This is a genomic window from Streptomyces sp. BHT-5-2, assembly GCF_019774615.1.
Lineage (GTDB): Bacteria > Actinomycetota > Actinomycetes > Streptomycetales > Streptomycetaceae > Streptomyces.
Genome location: NZ_CP081496.1, coordinates 5,672,028 through 5,686,860, shown reverse-complemented (window position 1 = coordinate 5,686,860; position 14,833 = coordinate 5,672,028). Strand labels below are relative to the sequence as shown.

Below are 14,833 nucleotides of genomic sequence, written 5' to 3'. Positions count from 1 at the left end.
CGGGAGCCGGGAGCGCGGCCGGGTCAGTACCGGCCGCCGGGGCGGCGCCGGCGCACCAACCAGACCCCGCAGGCCGCGGCCGCCAGCACCACCCCGGCGCCGGCCGCGATCTCGGTGGTGTTGATGCCGTCCTCGCTGGTCGAGCCCTCGCCGGTCTTCATCTTGCCCTTGGGCGGCGTGGTGGGGCCGGTGCCGCCGGGCGAGGGCGCGGCGGAGTGCTCCTTGGCCGGCATGCTCGGCGCCGCGCTGCCGTGCTCCTTCCCGGGGCTCGCGCTCATGCCCGGGCTCATCTGCGAACTCGGGCTCGCGCTCGGGCCGGCGGACGACTCCTGGGAGGCGACCCGGACCGTGCCGGTGAGCGCCTTGCCGTCGGCGCACTTGCCGCCGATCCCGTAATTCCCGGGCTTGGTACCGGGTTTGACCGTCACCTTCCCCACCAGGGAACCCTTGGCGGAGCCCGGGGCGAAGGCGACCGTGCCCCCGCCCAGCGCGGCGGCGTCCACGCTCGCCGAGCGGCTGGCCCCGCACCCGGTGGTGGAGAGGGAGACCGTGGAGCCGGCCGTGGCCGTGCGCGGGGAGACTTCGATGGTGCCGAAGTCGCCGGCGTACGCCGCGGTGGCGGCCAGACCCAGGGCGGCGGCGGGCAGCGCGGCACCGGTGAGCAGTCGGGTGGAACGCATGGGAACAACCTCCGCGAAGCGCGGCCGTGGCACACGTGCGCCACTGGGAAGTCGTTGGAGTTCCGCGCCTCCACCCACGAGATAAGCCGCAGCCGGCCGGGCGGTCCTGCTGGCCTACGGAGAACGGGTGAGCGGGCCCGGCCGCCTGGGCCGTCCGGGTTCCGCGGGGCTCAGAGCCGCCGCGTGGCCAGCGCCAGCCGGTCCCGGGCGTCGAACAGCGCGTCCTTGACCGTCTGCTCGTGGGCCGGGGTCAGCCGGGCCACCGGGACCGAGCAGCTGAGCGCGTCCCGGGCCGGGGTGCGGTAGGGGATCGCCACGCCGAAGCAGCGCAGGCCGACGGTGTTCTCCTCGCGGTCGACCGCGAAGCCCTGCGCGCGGACCGTGTGCAGCTCCTCGATCAGCCGCTCCCGGTCGGTGATCGTGTGCGCGGTCAGGGCCGGCAGGGCGGCCGGCAGCATCGCCCGCACCTGGTCGTCGGTGCGGGTGGCGAGCAGCGCCTTGCCCAGCGCGGTGGAGTGCGCGGGCAGCCGGCGGCCGACCCGGGTGAACGGGCGGAGGTGGTGCTGCGACTGACGGGTGGCGAGGTGGACGACGTTGGTGCCGTCGAGCCGGGCGAGGTGGACGGTCTCGGTGGTGTCGTCGGAGAGCCGGTCCAGGGTCGGCCGGGCGGCCGCCACCACCTCGTCGCCGTCGATGTACGAGGTGCCGACGAGCAGGGCGCGGACGCCGATGCCGTAGCGGGTGCCGGTGGCGTCGGTCTCCACCCAGCCGAGGTCGACCAGGGTGCGCAGCAGCATGTAGAGGCTGGACTTGGGATAGCCGACGGCTTCCTGGACGGAGGCGAGGTTGTGCATGCCGGGGCGGCCCGCGAAGTACTCCAGCAACTCCACCGTCCGCACCGCGGACTTGACCTGTGCCCCACCGGTCTCGGCAGCCGCCATCGCCCTTGACCCTTCTGTTCGAACAGCCATAGAGTCCCAGGGAGTTCACGATCTGGGACATCGTTCAGCATATAGAACGTCGTCCCGTGTGCGGCAAGGGTTTGCGCGGCAACGACCTCACCCGGGAGGAACGCACATGACGGCGGCGGAAGCAGTACCAGTGTGGAGCGTGGACCCCCGAACCGGGAAGCGCCGGGAGCGGGTTGCGGTGGAGACCGCAGCGGACGCGGTGGACGCCGCGGTCCGCGCCGCGCACGGGACCGGCCGGTGAGCCCCGCCCCGCAGGTCCGCCCCGTGGCCCCCGGCGACCTGGAGCGGATCGCCGCCCTGCACACCGCCGCCCGGGCCGCCTACCTCCGTGGCCGGGTGCCGGACGCGCCGTTCGACGCGCCCGCCGAGTACGCCCGCCGGCGGGACGCCTGGGCCCGGCTGCTGCACCGCGACCGGGCCCCCACCCTCTGCGCCGTCCGGCACGGCACCGTCCTCGGCGTCGCCTCCTACCTCCCCCACACCTCGACGCTGCGGGAGCACGCCCCGGACACCGGTCCCGCGCGCACCGTCGAGCTCCACCAGCTGCACGTCGACCCCGCCCACTGGGGCACCGGCGTGGGCCGCGCGCTGCACGCCGCCTGCCTGCACGCCTGGCGCGCCGCAGGCTTCTCCCGGGCCGTCCTCGACGTGCTCTGGCACAACCGCCGGGCCCGCGCCTTCTACGACCGCCTCGGCTGGCGCCCCGACCCCGACCGCCGCCCCGCCCCCGACGCCACCCACCTCGCGCTCACCCTGCCGCTGGCTCCCCCGGAGCAGCCGCCGGCTCCCGCCGCGTCATGAGCTGGAGCCGCTCGGCGGTGCGGCCGTCCAGCGTCGGCACCACCGTGCGCCGCTCCCGCAGCACCGTGAAGCCCGCCGCCCCCAGCAGTCCCCGCAGCCACTCCGGCGCATGGTGCCGGAACACCCCGCCGTCCTCCGTCCCGAACACCCCGTACGTCCCGTACCGCGCCTCGAACCGCCGGTACCGCTCGAGGTTGAACGGATCGGTCTGCAGCGGCACATCGCTCACGTACAGCACCCCGCCCGGCCGTACCAGCCGCCCCAGCTCCCCGACGATCGCCCGCTGGTCCGCGTCGTCCGGCACGCAGGTCAGCACCGCGAACAGCAGGGCCGCGTCGAAGATCCGGTCCACGAACGGCAGCGGCAGCCCGGTCCAGTGCATCAGCGCCAGCTCCGGGTGCTCCCGCCGCCCCCGCGCGATCAGCGCCGCGGACCGGTCCACCCCGCGCACCGAGCGGTACCCCGCCGCCACCAGCTCCGCGGTGAGCCGCCCGTACCCGCAGCCGTAGTCCAGCACCCGCGCGGTCCGCGGCACGAACTCCGTCAGCAGATCCGGGTCGAGCGGATGGGTGAACGTCTTGGCGGCCCCGGTCGTCTCCCAGAACCCGGCGTTCTCCTGCGGCGATGGCTTGCCCATAGCGGGAAGGTACCGCCTGGCGCCCGACCGTCCGCCGACCCGCCGCCCGCGCGTGGCCCGCGGGAGGGGCCCCGGAATAACCCGCGACCCCGCGTCGTTGCACCCCTCCGTACCACCGGCCGGCCCCGGCCGGTCCCCCCGAGGAGAGCCACCCCCATGCACGTCGAAATCTGGTCGGACATCGCCTGCCCCTGGTGCTACATCGGCAAGGCCCGCTTCGAGGCCGGCCTGGCGGCCTTCGCCGGGCGGGCGGACGTCGAGGTCGTCCACCGGTCCTTCGAGCTGGACCCGGCCGCCCCGCCGGCCACCGACGTCCCGATCCTGGACATGCTCGCGGCGAAGTACGGCGTCAGCCGGGAGCAGGCCGAGGCGATGGAGGCCCGGGTCGCCGAGGCGGCCGCCGGCGAGGGGCTGGACTACCGCTCCGACCGCGTCCACGGCAACACCTTCGACCTGCACCGGCTGCTCCACCTGGCCAAGGCGCACGGCGTCCAGGACGCGCTGCTCACCGCCCTCTACCACGCCAACTTCGCCGAGGCCCGGCCGCTCGGCGACGCCGCGGTGCTCACCGGCATCGCGGTCGCGGCCGGGGTGCCCGAGGAGGAGGCCGCACGGGTCCTCGCCGACCCGACCGCGTACGCCGAGGAGGTCCGCGCCGACGAGCGCGCCGCCGCCGAGCTGGGCGCCACCGGCGTCCCCTTCTTCGTCATCGACCGCCGCTACGGCATCTCCGGCGCCCAGCCCGCCGACGTCTTCCGCCAGGCACTGGAGCGGGCGCAGGCCGACTCCGGCGTTCAGGTCCTGGCCGCCGCCGACGCGGACACCTGCGGCGACGGCGGCTGCGCGATCTAAAGCCGCGGCCCGCCCCGGCGTCCCGCGGCCCCGTGGACGCCGGGGCGGTGACCGAGCAGAGTGGGGCCATGCAGCGACACACGGCACTGGGCGGGGACGAGTTCGCGCCCGAGACGGTCTATCTGAACTCGGCGTCCAGCGGGCTGCTGCCCGCCCGGAGCGCCGCCGCGGTGACCGCCGCCCTGGCGGAGTCGGCCTCGTACGGCACGATGGGCCGCGACTACTTCGAGGCGGCGGCCCGGGCGCGCGGGGCGTTCGCGCGGCTGATGGGGGTGCCCGAGGAGCGGGTGGCGCTGGGCAGTTCGGTCGCGGTGCAGTCGGCGTTCGTCGCCGGCGCACTGCCGCCCGGCAGCGAAGTACTGGTCGCCGAGGGCGACTTCAGCTCCCTGGTGAATCCGCTGGCGGCGCGCGCCGACTGCACGGTGCGGGCGGTCCCGCGGGAGGTGCTCGCCGACGCCGTCCGGCCGCGGACGGCGCTGGTCGCGGTGAGCGCGGTGCACGCGCTGGACGGCAGGCTCACCGATCTGGCCGCCGTCCGGGACGCCGCCCGCGCGCACGGGGCGCTGACGTACGTCGACGCCACACAGGCGGCGGGCTGGCTGCCGCTGCCGGCCGCCGACTTCGACTACGTGGTGTGCGGGGCGTTCAAGTGGCTGCTGTGCCCGCGCGGGACGACGTTCATGGTCTTCGGCGGGGAGCGGGGCGAGCCGGGCGGCCCGGGGTGGCCGGTGCCGGCGCACGCGGGCTGGATCGCCGGGGAGGACCCTGGGGAGTCCAACTACGGCGTGGTGGACCGGCCGGCGGCCACCGCCCGCCGCTACGACGAGCCGTACGCCCACTACTCCTACGTGGCCGCCGAGCACTCCCTCGGACTGCTCGCGGAGCTGGGCGTGGATACCGTCCACGCCCACAACACCGCGCTGGCCGACCGCTACCGGGCGGGCCTCACGGCCGCCGGGTTCGCCCCGCGGCCCGCGCCCGGCTCCGCGATCGTCTCCACCCCGGGGCTGGTCGACGCCGAACCGCGGCTGGCCCGGGCCGGGGTGCGGGTCTCGGTCCGCGGCGGGCTGCTGCGGGCGGCGTTCCACCTCTACAACTCGGCCGCGGACGTGGACCGGGCGCTGTCCCTGCTGGTTCCGTGACGGGGCGGGCGGGGCCCGTTTCCGCAGACCGTACGGGAGGCGGGAGGCGGGAGGCGGGAATGCGGGCCCCGGGACGGCGGCTGATGTAATGGCCAAGCGTCCGGCTCGGCACCCGAGTTGACGTCCCGTGACATCCAGCTGAGAGGCCGTCAGTGACCACCGCGTTCGATCCCATAGAACTCGCCGGCATCCCGCTCGCCAACCGCATCGTCATGGCGCCGATGACCCGCAACCGCGCCACCGCCGAGGGCGTCCCCACCCCGTCCATGGTCGAGTACTACACCCAGCGGGCCTCGGCCGGCCTGATCATCACCGAGGCCACCCAGACCGAGGTGGTCGGCCGCGGCTACCCGCTCACCCCGGGCCTGCACACCGCGGACCAGGTCGCCGGCTGGCGCCGGGTCACCGACTCCGTGCACACGGCCGGCGGCCGGATCTTCGCCCAGCTGTGGCACGGCGGCCGGATCGGCCACCCGGTGCTGCTGCCCGACGGGCTGGTGCCGGTCGGCCCGTCCGCGGTCCGGGCGGCCGGCCGGGGCTTCACCCAGGACGGCCCGACGGACTTCGTCACCCCGCGCGAGCTGACCGGCGAGGAGATCCGCGCGACCGTCGACGGCTTCGCCGCCGCGGCCCGCAACGCCCTCGACGCCGGCTTCGACGGCGTGGAGATCCACGGCGCCAACGGCTACCTCGTCCACCAGTTCCTGGCCCCCAACGCCAACCTGCGCACCGACGAGTGGGGCGGCTCCGACGAGGCCCGCGCCCGCTTCGCGATCGCGGTGGTCGAGGCGGTCGCCGGCGCGGTCGGCGCGCACCGCACCGGTCTGCGGATCTCGCCCGGCAACCCGTTCAACGACATCGCCGAGCCCGCGCCCGAGGCCACCTACACCGCGCTGGTCGAGGCCGTCGCCCCGTTGGGCCTGGCCTATCTGCACACCTGCGACGTGCACGACCCGGAGCTGCTGGACCGGCTGCGGAAGCGGTTCGGCGGCACGTTCCTGCTCAACCCGGCCACCGACGGCCGGCCCACCGGCCCCGAGGAGCTTCCGCTCGTCGAGCGCGGCGAGGCCGATCTGCTGGCGTACGGCGCGCTGTTCCTCGCCAACCCCGACCTGCCGCGCCGCCTGGCCGCCGGCGGCCCGTTCAACACCCCGGACCGGAGCAGCTTCTACGGTGGCGACGACACCGGCTACCTGGACTACCCGGCCCTGGACTGAGGTGAGTTGACGGCACGTCAGCCCTTTCCGGGAGGCCGCCGGTGACGACGACGGCCGCCGCGCCGCACCCCCGTGGTGCGGCGCGGCGGCCGTGTGCGGGGCGTGACCGCCCCGCCTGCGGGTGCCCGAGGCACCCGGCGTACCCCTATTTGACCGGAGTGAACGGAGCGCGCGCCCCGATGTACTCCGGGCGCGGGACCGGGGCCGCGAACGGCTCCACCGCGGTGTTCTCCATGCTGTTGAAGACGATGAAGACATTGCTGCGCGGGTAGGGCGTGATGTTGTCGCCCGAGCCGTGCATGGCGTTGCAGTCGAACCAGGTCGCCGAGCCGGCCCGGCCGGTGAACAGGCGGATGCCGTGCCGGTCCGCCATGCTGGTCAGCACCTCGTCCGAGGGCGTGCCCGCGTCCTGCATCTGTAGCGACTTCTTGTAGTTGTCCTTCGGGGTGGCGCCCTCGCACCCGACGAAGTACCGGTGCGACCCGGGCATGATCATCAGGCCGCCGTTGGTGTCGTAGTTCTCGGTCAGCGCGATCGACACCGACACCGTGCGCATGTTCGGCAGTCCGTCCTCGGCGTGCCAGGTCTCGAAGTCCGAGTGCCAGTAGAACCCGGAGGCCCCGAACCCGGGCTTGACGTTGATCCGCGACTGGTGGACGTAGACGTCCGAGCCGAGGATCTGCCGGGCCCGGCCGACCACCCGCGGGTCGGCGACCAGCCTCGCGAACACCTCGCTGATCCGGTGGATCTCGAAGACCGAGCGGACGTCCTGTGTCGTCGGCTCCACGATCGAGCGCGGGTCGGCGCGCATCGCCGGATCGGTCACCAGCCGGTCCAGCTCGGCGCGGTACACCGCGACCTCGTCCGCGGTGAGCAGTTCCGGCATGGCGAGGAAGCCGTCGCGCTCGAAGTCGCCCAGCTCGGACGCGCCGAACGGGCCCTGCGCTCCGGGCTGCGACCACACCACCGGGTCCTGCCGCGGGGTGATGACCTCGGAGGTCCCACGGGTCGGGTACAGGTCGGCGGTGCGCTCGGGTGCGGTGGTCATGGTGTTGCCTTCCTCTCCTCTCGTACGGAATCTCGCGGTGTCGCGGGGACGCGCGGCGGTGCCGGCTCCGCGATCAGTCCGCCTCGGGCTCGGTGAGCAGCGGGTAGACGCCGTTCTCGTCGTGGTCCTCGCGGCCGGTGACCGGCGGGTTGAAGACGCACAGGCAGCGGAAGTCCTCCTTGATCCGCATGGTGTGCTTCTCGTGCCCGTCGAGCAGGTACATCACGCCGGGCGTGATGAGGTGCTTCTCGCCGGTCTCGTCGTTGGTCAGCTCGGCCACGCCCTCGGTGCAGACCACGGCCTCGATGTGGTTGGCGTACCACATGGAGGTCTCGGTGCCGGCGTAGAGGACCGTCTCGTGGAGCGAGAAGCCGACCCGCTCCTTGGCGAGCACGATGCGCTTGCTCTCCCAGGTGCCGGACTTCGCCTTGACGTGGCGGTCGGTGCCTTCGATGTCCTTGAACGAGCGGACGATCATGTTGCGTTGATGCCTTTCTGTGGAACGGTGCGGGTGTCGGGGGCGGCGGTCAGGCGCAGTCGCGGACCGCGCGGGCGAGCGTACGCAGCCCCTCGTCCAGCTCCTCGGGGGTGGTCGTCAGCGCGGGCAGCAGCTTGACGACCTCGCCCTGCGGGCCGGAGGTCTCGATCAGCAGACCCAGCTCGAAGGCGCGCTTGGCGATCTTTCCGGCGAGCGGCTTGTCGGTGCACTCCAGGCCCCACACCAGACCGCGGCCGCGGTACTCGGCGAAGGCGCCCGGGTGCTCCTCGACGATGGCCTTCAGGTGCGCCTCGACGATCTCGCCGCGGGCCAGCGTCTGCTTCTCCATCTGGCCGTCGGCCCAGTACGTGTCCAGGGCGGCGGCCGCGGTGACGAAGGCGGGGTTGTTGCCGCGGAAGGTGCCGTTGTGCTCGCCGGGCTCCCAGATGTCCAGCTCCGGCTTGAACAGGGTCAGCGCCAGCGGCAGGCCGTAGCCGCTGATGGACTTGGAGACGGTGACGATGTCCGGCACGATGCCCGCCTCCTCGAAGGAGAAGAAGGCGCCGGTGCGGCCGCAGCCCATCTGGATGTCGTCGACGATCAGCAGCATGTCCTGGCGCTCGCACAGCGCGGCCAGGGCGCGCAGCCACTCGGGGCGGGCGACGTTGATGCCGCCCTCGCCCTGCACGGTCTCCACGATCACGGCCGCGGGCTTGTTCAGACCGGAGCCCTGGTCCTCCAGCAGCCGCTCGAACCACAGGAAGTCCGGGGTCTGGCCGTCGAGGTAGTTGTCGAACGGCATCGGGGTGCCGTGCACCAGCGGGATGCCGGCGCCGGCCCGCTTCATGGAGTTGCCGGTGACCGCGAGCGCGCCCAGCGACATGCCGTGGAAGGCGTTGGTGAAGGACACGATCGACTCGCGGCCCTTGACCTTGCGGGCCAGCTTCAGCGCGGCCTCGACGGAGTTGGCGCCCGTCGGCCCCGGGAACATGACCTTGTAGGGCAGGTCGCGCGGCCGCAGGATGATGTTCTGGAGCGACTCCAGGAAGGCCCGCTTGGCCGTGGTGGACATGTCCAGGCCGTGGGTGATGCCGTCCCGCTCGATGTAGTCGATCAGGGCGCGTTTGAGGACCGGGTTGTTGTGCCCGTAGTTGAGCGAGCCGGCGCCGGCGAAGAAGTCCAGGTAGGTGTGGCCGTCCTCGTCGGTGATGTGGCTGCCGTGCGCGCGGTCGAAGACGGTGGGCCAGCCACGGCAGTAGCTGCGCACCTCCGACTCGACGGTTTCGAAGACGCTCAGATCGGGCTGGGTGATGGTCACAGCATGCTCCTGGGAGGCGAGTGCGGGAGGGAGAAGTCTGGGGGCGGCGCCGTGCGCGCGGCCCGGGTCAGCGGCCGCTGCCGGGCGGCGTCTCGAACGGGCCGATGAGATGCAGGACCTCCGGCTCGTGGCCCTGCTCGGGGAAGAGCGCCGCGTCGAAGAGGACCTCGCGCTCGATCGGCACCGAGTGCCGCTCGGCGAAGGACGCGAACAGCCGGTTGGAGGCGGCGTTGCCCGGTGTGATCGTGGTCTCCACGCGGGATATGCCCAGCTCGTCGATGGCGCGGGTGGTCAGCCCGTCCAGCAGGGCGGCGGCCAGGCCCCGTCCGCGGTGCGCCGCGTCGACGGCGACCTGCCAGACGACGAGGGTGTCCGGGCGGTCCGGGCGCAGGTAGCCGGTGACGAACGCGGCCGGCTCGCCGGTCGCGTCGCGGGCGACGGCGGAGGTGGCGGCGAAGTCGCGGCACCACAGGAGGTAGCTGTAGGAGGAGTTCAGGTCCAGCGCCTTCGAGTCGCGGGCGATGCGCCAGATCGCTGCCCCGTCGTCTCGCCGGGGGGTGTCGAGCTTGAAGCCCTCCGGAATTTCTCTGATTTCGCTTCGGGCACCGGCATGGTCTGCTTGTGCGGCGGTCATGGAAATTAAATTTACCGAGGTGAAAAGCAAATTGCATCGCGGGCAGGGGTTACGTGAGGAGCGGTCTTGTGTTATCACGCGGGGGCGCACGGGCGCGCGAATCGGTTGCAAAGTGTCATGATTTGACCCGGTAGTTCGGGGCGAAACGGACACGGTGTGTAGTCGGTCACAGATCGGTAACGCTCTCGTGAAGTGCCTGAATTATGAGACTTGGCGCTAGCGAAATCTTGGCGTTTGAGGCCAGGGAAACCGGGCATAAGAATACGGGAAGCTGTTCTGTCGGGGAATTGGAAATTCGCCCGAGGAGACGCTCGGAGAGGCCCGGAGCCGCTTCTGCAAAGGGGCGTGGGAAGTTCCCGATGGCGCCCTCGATCGCATTGCGGAAGTCCCGCGGGGCGATGCGCGGGCGGCGCGCGACGCGTTTTCCGAATATGCGCCCGCCGGAACGTCGATACGGCCCTCCGGACACCATGGCCGCCGGCTCCGGCCCCCGCATACAGTGCGTGCATGACGTCCATGAGCGAAGGTGCGGTGCTGCACCTCAAGGGGAGGGTCCTCGTCGGGCCGGACGACGTCCGCGACGAGCTGTGGGTCATCGACGGCCGGGTGACCTACGAGCGGCCGGCCCTGGCACGCGATGCCAGGACGGTGGCCGGCTGGGTGCTGCCGGGCCTGGTCGACGCCCACTGCCACGTCGGGCTGGACGCGCACGGCCCGGTGGACGCCGCCACCAGCGAGAAGCAGGCCCTCACCGACCGTGACGCCGGCACGCTGCTGGTCCGGGACGCCGGCTCGCCCTCGGACACCCGCTGGGTCGACGACCGCCCCGACCTGCCGCGGATCATCCGCGCCGGCCGCCACATCGCCCGCACCAGGCGCTACATCCGCAACTACGCGCACGAGATCGAGCCGGCCGACCTGGTCGCCTACGTCGCTCAGGAGGCCCGGCGCGGCGACGGCTGGGTCAAGCTCGTCGGCGACTGGATCGACCGCTCGGTGGGCGATCTGGCCGCCTGCTGGCCGCCCGGCGAGGTCGCCGCCGCCATCGCCGAGGCGCACCGGCTCGGCGCCCGGGTCACCGCCCACTGCTTCGCCGAGGAGACGCTCGCCCCGCTGGTCGAGGCCGGCATCGACTGCATCGAGCACGCCACCGGGCTGACCGAGGACACCATCCCGCTCTTCGCCGAGCGCCAGGTCGCGATCGTCCCGACCCTGGTCAACATCGCCACCTTCCCGCAGCTCGCAGCCGGCGGCGAGGAGAAGTTCCCGCGCTGGGCGGACCACATGCGCCGGCTGCACGAGCGCCGCTACGACACCGTGCGGGCGGCCTACGACGCCGGCGTGCCGATCTACGCCGGCACCGACGCCGGCGGCTCGCTGCCGCACGGCCTGGTCGCCGACGAGGTCGCCGAGCTGATGAAGGCCGGGCTGCCCGTGGAGGCCGCCCTCTCCGCGACCACCTGGGGTGCCCGGGAGTGGCTGGGCCGCCCCGGCCTCACCGAGGGCGCCCCGGCCGACCTGGTCGTCTACGAGGCCGACCCGCGGGCCGACGTCCGGGTGCTGGCGGCGCCGAGCCTGGTGGTGCTGCGCGGCCGCGTCGTGGGCTGAGCGCCCGCTCGCGGCCGGACCGGCGGGTGCGGGTCCGGCTTCGCCGTCCGCGGTGCCCGCCTCCCGTCACCGGCGCGCCCGCCCACGCGGACCGGTGCGGCTGGGGCGCAGGAGGGCCGCCGGGACGGAGGAGTCGGAAGGAATCGAATAAGGGCGCGAAAACCACCCTTTGGGGTGAACTGGCCCAGCGTGGCTGCCCGTTCACCCTCCGTGCGTACACGATGTGCGAGTCGAGGCCGTCGGCCCGCGTGATGTCCCCCATTGGCGCGGCCGGCGGCTCCATCTCTCATGTGGGGGTTCCACACACGTGTCCACCAGTTCCACCAGAGGCGCCGGCGTCACCCGCACCACCCGGCGGATCGGCGCCGCCCTGGCCGCCGCCGCGCTGACCGCCGGTCCCGCCGTCGCCCTCGCCGCCGCGCCGGCCGCGTACGCCACCGGCAACGACGCCCGCGGCCACGGCACTTCGGGGGCGGTGGTGCTGCGCACCGCCCTGGACGTCGGCCTGCTCGACAAGACCCTGAACATCCCCGTCCGGGCCGTCCTCGACGACGTCCACGCCCCGGCCTCGGCCGAGAAGACCGCGCTCACCGTCCGCCTGGACGGCATCGACGGCGACCGGCCGGTCAGCCTGCTGCGCGCCGACGTCGCCACCGCCCGCGCCACCGCCGACGGGCGGACCGCCGAGGGCTACGCCAACCTCGTCCGGGCGAAGGTCCAGCTCCCCGGCCTCCCGGCGCTGCCGCTGGCCGAGGTGCAGCAGGTCACCGCCCGCGCCGTCTGTGCGGCCGGCCGGCGACCGCAGGCCGAGTCCCAGATCCTCGGCGACATCGTGGTGCTGGGCAAGCGGGTCGCGCTCCGCGCGGGCGGCACCACGGAGGTCAAGGTGCCCGGCGTCGGCGACGTCCGGCTCGACCTCTCCCAGAAGAGCACCACCTCGGCGAGCGCCGCCGCCACCGCTCTTCAACTCCGCGTCTCGGTCAACCCGTTGAAGCTCAACGTCGCGGAGGTGCACGGCGACGTCACCCTCGCCCGGGCCACCTGCACCACCCCGCACGGCACTCCGGACGAGCCCAGCAGCCCGCCGCCCTCCGGCGGCCCCCACGCGCCCGGCAGCGGCACCCACGCGAACTCCGGCGGGGCCCGCCCCGCCGCCGGGCAGGACCTCGCCGAGACCGGCGGCAGCGCCGCCACCCCGTACCTCGTCGGCGGCGCGGCCCTGCTGGTCGCCGGCGGCGCCGGCGCCCTCGGCTACGCCCGCCACCGCAGGAACGCCGCGGCCACCGGGCGCGGTTGACGGACCCCGCCCCGTGCCGGTGCCGTGGGGGCGCCGGTGCGGGGACGGGGGTGCGCCGCGTGGGCCCGCGCGGCGCACCCACCCCTCGCCGGGGCCCGCCGGGACGTGGGCCCGGCGCACCGCCCCGGCGAGGGTGCTGCCCCAAAAGGGCCGCGGGCGCGCTCCGTCAGGGCCCGCCGAGCACGTCCGCCAGCGCGGCCGCGAAGCGGTCGGTGGTCGCGCGGTCCCGTACGGCCAGCCGGAGCCAGTCCGGACCCAGGCCCGGGAAGGTGTCGCCGCGGCGCACGGCGAAACCGCGGGCCCGCAGCGCGGCCCGGACCGCCGCCGCGCCGGGCAGCCGCACCAGGACGAACGGTCCGGCCGCCGGTCCGGCCACCGCCACCGAGGGGAACTCCGCCAGCCGGGCCAGCAGATGGGCCCGGTCCGCGGCGATCTCCTCGGCCGCCGCGGCCGCCTCCGCCAGCGCCGCCGGTGCACAGCACGCCTCGGCGGCGGCCAGCGCCGGCGTCGAGACCGGCCACAGCGGCTGCGCCCGCGCCAGCTCCGCCACGGTCTCCTCGCCGGCCAGCACATAGCCGATCCGCAGCCCCGCCAGCCCCCAGGTCTTGGTGAGGCTGCGCAGCACCACCAGCCCCGGCAGCCCGCCCACCCGCCCGGCCAGCGACTCCCGTTCCCCGGGCACCGCGTCCATGAACGCCTCGTCCACCACCAGCGTGCGCCCGGGCCGCGCCAGGGCGGCCAGCGCGCCCGCCGGATGCAGCACCGAGGTGGGATTGGTGGGATTGCCGACGACGACCAGATCCGCGTCGTCCGGCACCGCCGCCGGATCCAGCCGGAAACCGTCCCGCTCCGCCAGCAGCACCCGCCCCACCGCGTACCCGGCGTCCCGCAGCGCCGCCTCCGGCTCGGTGAACTGCGGATGCACCACCACCGGCCGGCGGGCCCGGACCGCCCGCGCCAGCAGCACGAACGCCTCCGCCGCGCCGGCCGTCAACAGCACCCGCTCCGCCGGCAGCCCGTGCCGCACCGCGACCGCCCGACGGGCCGCCCGGCCGTCCGGGTACGCCGCCAGCCCGTCCAGCGACCCGGCGATCCGGGCCTTCAGCCAGGCCGGGGGAGTGCCCGCGCGGACGTTGACCGCCAGGTCCGTCAGATCCGCGCCGCGCACCTCGGCGTCACCGTGGTGCCGCAGATCCACCGCGTCGGACGCCGGACCGCCGCGCGCGGCCGCGGCGGTCGGCGCCGGCCCGGTCACGCCGGGCCCCCGACGGCCGCCGCGGCGCCCACGGCCAGTTCCGGCGCCGCACCGTCCGCCACCGTCGCCCGGTAGCGCTCCATGACCACCTCGGCCAGTTCCGGCGCCGCACCGATCGGCTCCGCGCCCAGCACCTCGATCCCCGGGTGCGCCGCCGCCCAGCCCTCGGTCTGCATCCGCAGCCGCTCCAGAAGATCACCGGCGAAGAAGAAGCCCGGCAGGACCACGATCCGGTCCGCGCCGGGAGCACCGGGCGCCGCCGCGGCCAGCACCCGGCACCGGTCCAGCCCGGCCGGCACGTCCGGCGCCGCCAGCGTCACGAACGCGCTCTCCACGCCCGCGAAGCCACGGCCCTCCCACAACAGCCGTGCGGTGCGGACCACTTCGGCGTTGGCGTGCGGATCGGCCGCGCCCCGGCCCACCAGCAGCACCGTCGTACGGGCCCGGTCCGCGGGCCGCCGCGCCCCGCCGCCCAGCACCGCCTCCAGCCGCCGCTCCAGCACCTCCAGCAGCCGGGGGTGCGGCCCCAGCGCGGGCCCGCAGACGAAGCCGAGGCCGGGGTGGGGGGCGACCGCCCGCGCCACCGCCTCCGGCAGGGTCTCCCGGATCGGCCCGGTGGGCGCCAGCAGCAGCGGCACCGCCACCAGCCGGGTCGCGCCCCGCGCGGCAAGTTCGTCGACCGCGCCGGACAGCGGCAGCGGCGACGCCGGGGCGCCGAAGAAGCCGCCGGCGACCGGCATGTCCGGGTGCCGGTCGGCGAGCATCCCCACCAGGGCGCGCAGGGCGTCGGCCGCCCCTTCGTGACGGGTGCCGTGACCGGCGATGAGCAGTGCGGGTCGGGTGGTCACCTGACCTCCTTCGAGGAAGTCCCCGCCTTCAGGTGGGGAGAGCGGGT

General features: G+C 74.5%; 15 protein-coding genes. 6 read left to right on the top strand and 9 right to left on the bottom strand.

The features are described 5' to 3' along the window. Positions 1-23: 23 nt before the first annotated feature. A complete protein-coding gene (locus K2224_RS25215; protein ID WP_221908785.1) occupies positions 24-680 on the bottom strand; it encodes a hypothetical protein in 657 nt (218 codons plus the stop codon). Positions 681-850: 170 nt separating this feature from the next. After that, positions 851-1,621, bottom strand: a complete 771-nt coding sequence (locus K2224_RS25210; protein ID WP_221908784.1) for an IclR family transcriptional regulator — start codon at positions 1,619-1,621, stop codon at positions 851-853. A gap of 267 nt (positions 1,622-1,888) precedes the next feature. Between K2224_RS25210 and K2224_RS25205 the strand changes: the two genes are divergently transcribed. Beyond that, a complete protein-coding gene (locus tag K2224_RS25205) occupies positions 1,889-2,452 on the top strand; it encodes a GNAT family N-acetyltransferase (RefSeq protein WP_221908783.1) in 564 nt (187 codons plus the stop codon). Here the strand turns inward: K2224_RS25205 and K2224_RS25200 are convergent. Continuing rightward, positions 2,400-3,089, bottom strand: a complete 690-nt coding sequence (locus K2224_RS25200) for a bifunctional 2-polyprenyl-6-hydroxyphenol methylase/3-demethylubiquinol 3-O-methyltransferase UbiG (RefSeq protein WP_221908782.1) — start codon at positions 3,087-3,089, stop codon at positions 2,400-2,402. The genes K2224_RS25205 and K2224_RS25200 overlap by 53 nt on opposite strands. A gap of 156 nt (positions 3,090-3,245) precedes the next feature. Between K2224_RS25200 and K2224_RS25195 the strand changes: the two genes are divergently transcribed. From K2224_RS25195 to K2224_RS25185, 3 genes are all read left to right on the top strand, one after another. Next, positions 3,246-3,941 carry a DsbA family oxidoreductase gene (locus tag K2224_RS25195; protein ID WP_221908781.1) on the top strand — a complete coding sequence of 232 codons (696 nt, stop codon included), beginning with the start codon at positions 3,246-3,248 and terminating at the stop codon, positions 3,939-3,941. 68 nt (positions 3,942-4,009) lie between these two features. Beyond that, positions 4,010-5,083 (top strand): aminotransferase class V-fold PLP-dependent enzyme, encoded by a 1,074-nt coding sequence (locus K2224_RS25190; protein ID WP_221908780.1) that lies wholly within the window; start codon positions 4,010-4,012, stop codon positions 5,081-5,083. Positions 5,084-5,235: 152 nt separating this feature from the next. Next, positions 5,236-6,300: an alkene reductase gene (locus K2224_RS25185; protein ID WP_221908779.1), complete on the top strand. Its 1,065-nt coding sequence runs from the start codon at positions 5,236-5,238 to the stop codon at positions 6,298-6,300. Positions 6,301-6,445: 145 nt separating this feature from the next. Here the strand turns inward: K2224_RS25185 and thpD are convergent, their stop codons facing one another. The 4 genes from thpD to ectA form a co-directional block, all read right to left on the bottom strand. After that, on the bottom strand, positions 6,446-7,348 hold the full coding sequence (gene thpD / locus K2224_RS25180) for an ectoine hydroxylase (RefSeq protein ID WP_221908778.1): 903 nt from the start codon (positions 7,346-7,348) through the stop codon (positions 6,446-6,448). 73 nt (positions 7,349-7,421) lie between these two features. Beyond that, positions 7,422-7,826, bottom strand: a complete 405-nt coding sequence (locus tag K2224_RS25175; protein ID WP_221908777.1) for an ectoine synthase — start codon at positions 7,824-7,826, stop codon at positions 7,422-7,424. A 49-nt stretch (positions 7,827-7,875) separates the two neighbouring features. Beyond that, positions 7,876-9,144, bottom strand: coding sequence for a diaminobutyrate--2-oxoglutarate transaminase (ectB, locus tag K2224_RS25170; RefSeq protein WP_221908776.1), 1,269 nt, complete (start codon positions 9,142-9,144; stop codon positions 7,876-7,878). 67 nt (positions 9,145-9,211) lie between these two features. Then, on the bottom strand, positions 9,212-9,778 hold the full coding sequence (gene ectA / locus K2224_RS25165) for a diaminobutyrate acetyltransferase (RefSeq protein WP_221908775.1): 567 nt from the start codon (positions 9,776-9,778) through the stop codon (positions 9,212-9,214). A 516-nt stretch (positions 9,779-10,294) separates the two neighbouring features. Between ectA and K2224_RS25160 the strand changes: the two genes are divergently transcribed. Next, positions 10,295-11,386 carry an amidohydrolase family protein gene (locus K2224_RS25160; RefSeq protein ID WP_221909916.1) on the top strand — a complete coding sequence of 364 codons (1,092 nt, stop codon included), beginning with the start codon at positions 10,295-10,297 and terminating at the stop codon, positions 11,384-11,386. Between the two features lie 307 nt (positions 11,387-11,693). Then, positions 11,694-12,683, top strand: a complete 990-nt coding sequence (locus K2224_RS25155) for an SCO1860 family LAETG-anchored protein (protein ID WP_221908774.1) — start codon at positions 11,694-11,696, stop codon at positions 12,681-12,683. A 166-nt stretch (positions 12,684-12,849) separates the two neighbouring features. Here the strand turns inward: K2224_RS25155 and cobC are convergent, their stop codons facing one another. Both cobC and K2224_RS25145 read right to left on the bottom strand, forming a co-directional pair. Then, positions 12,850-13,938 (bottom strand): Rv2231c family pyridoxal phosphate-dependent protein CobC, encoded by a 1,089-nt coding sequence (gene cobC, locus K2224_RS25150; protein WP_221908773.1) that lies wholly within the window; start codon positions 13,936-13,938, stop codon positions 12,850-12,852. Next, on the bottom strand, positions 13,935-14,786 hold the full coding sequence (locus tag K2224_RS25145; RefSeq protein WP_221908772.1) for a sirohydrochlorin chelatase: 852 nt from the start codon (positions 14,784-14,786) through the stop codon (positions 13,935-13,937). Before K2224_RS25145 ends, cobC begins: the two co-directional genes overlap by 4 nt. Positions 14,787-14,833: the final 47 nt, after the last annotated feature.

Coding starts and splice junctions, on each gene's coding strand:
- ectA (WP_221908775.1), bottom strand. CDS start 9,778: ATGACCGCCGCACAAGCAGACCATGCCGGTGCCCGAAGCGAAATCAGA.
- K2224_RS25195 (WP_221908781.1), top strand. CDS start 3,246: ATGCACGTCGAAATCTGGTCGGACATCGCCTGCCCCTGGTGCTACATC.
- K2224_RS25200 (WP_221908782.1), bottom strand. CDS start 3,089: ATGGGCAAGCCATCGCCGCAGGAGAACGCCGGGTTCTGGGAGACGACC.
- K2224_RS25175 (WP_221908777.1), bottom strand. CDS start 7,826: ATGATCGTCCGCTCGTTCAAGGACATCGAAGGCACCGACCGCCACGTC.
- K2224_RS25210 (WP_221908784.1), bottom strand. CDS start 1,621: ATGGCGGCTGCCGAGACCGGTGGGGCACAGGTCAAGTCCGCGGTGCGG.
- thpD (WP_221908778.1), bottom strand. CDS start 7,348: ATGACCACCGCACCCGAGCGCACCGCCGACCTGTACCCGACCCGTGGG.
- K2224_RS25160 (WP_221909916.1), top strand. CDS start 10,295: ATGAGCGAAGGTGCGGTGCTGCACCTCAAGGGGAGGGTCCTCGTCGGG.
- K2224_RS25190 (WP_221908780.1), top strand. CDS start 4,010: ATGCAGCGACACACGGCACTGGGCGGGGACGAGTTCGCGCCCGAGACG.
- K2224_RS25215 (WP_221908785.1), bottom strand. CDS start 680: ATGCGTTCCACCCGACTGCTCACCGGTGCCGCGCTGCCCGCCGCCGCC.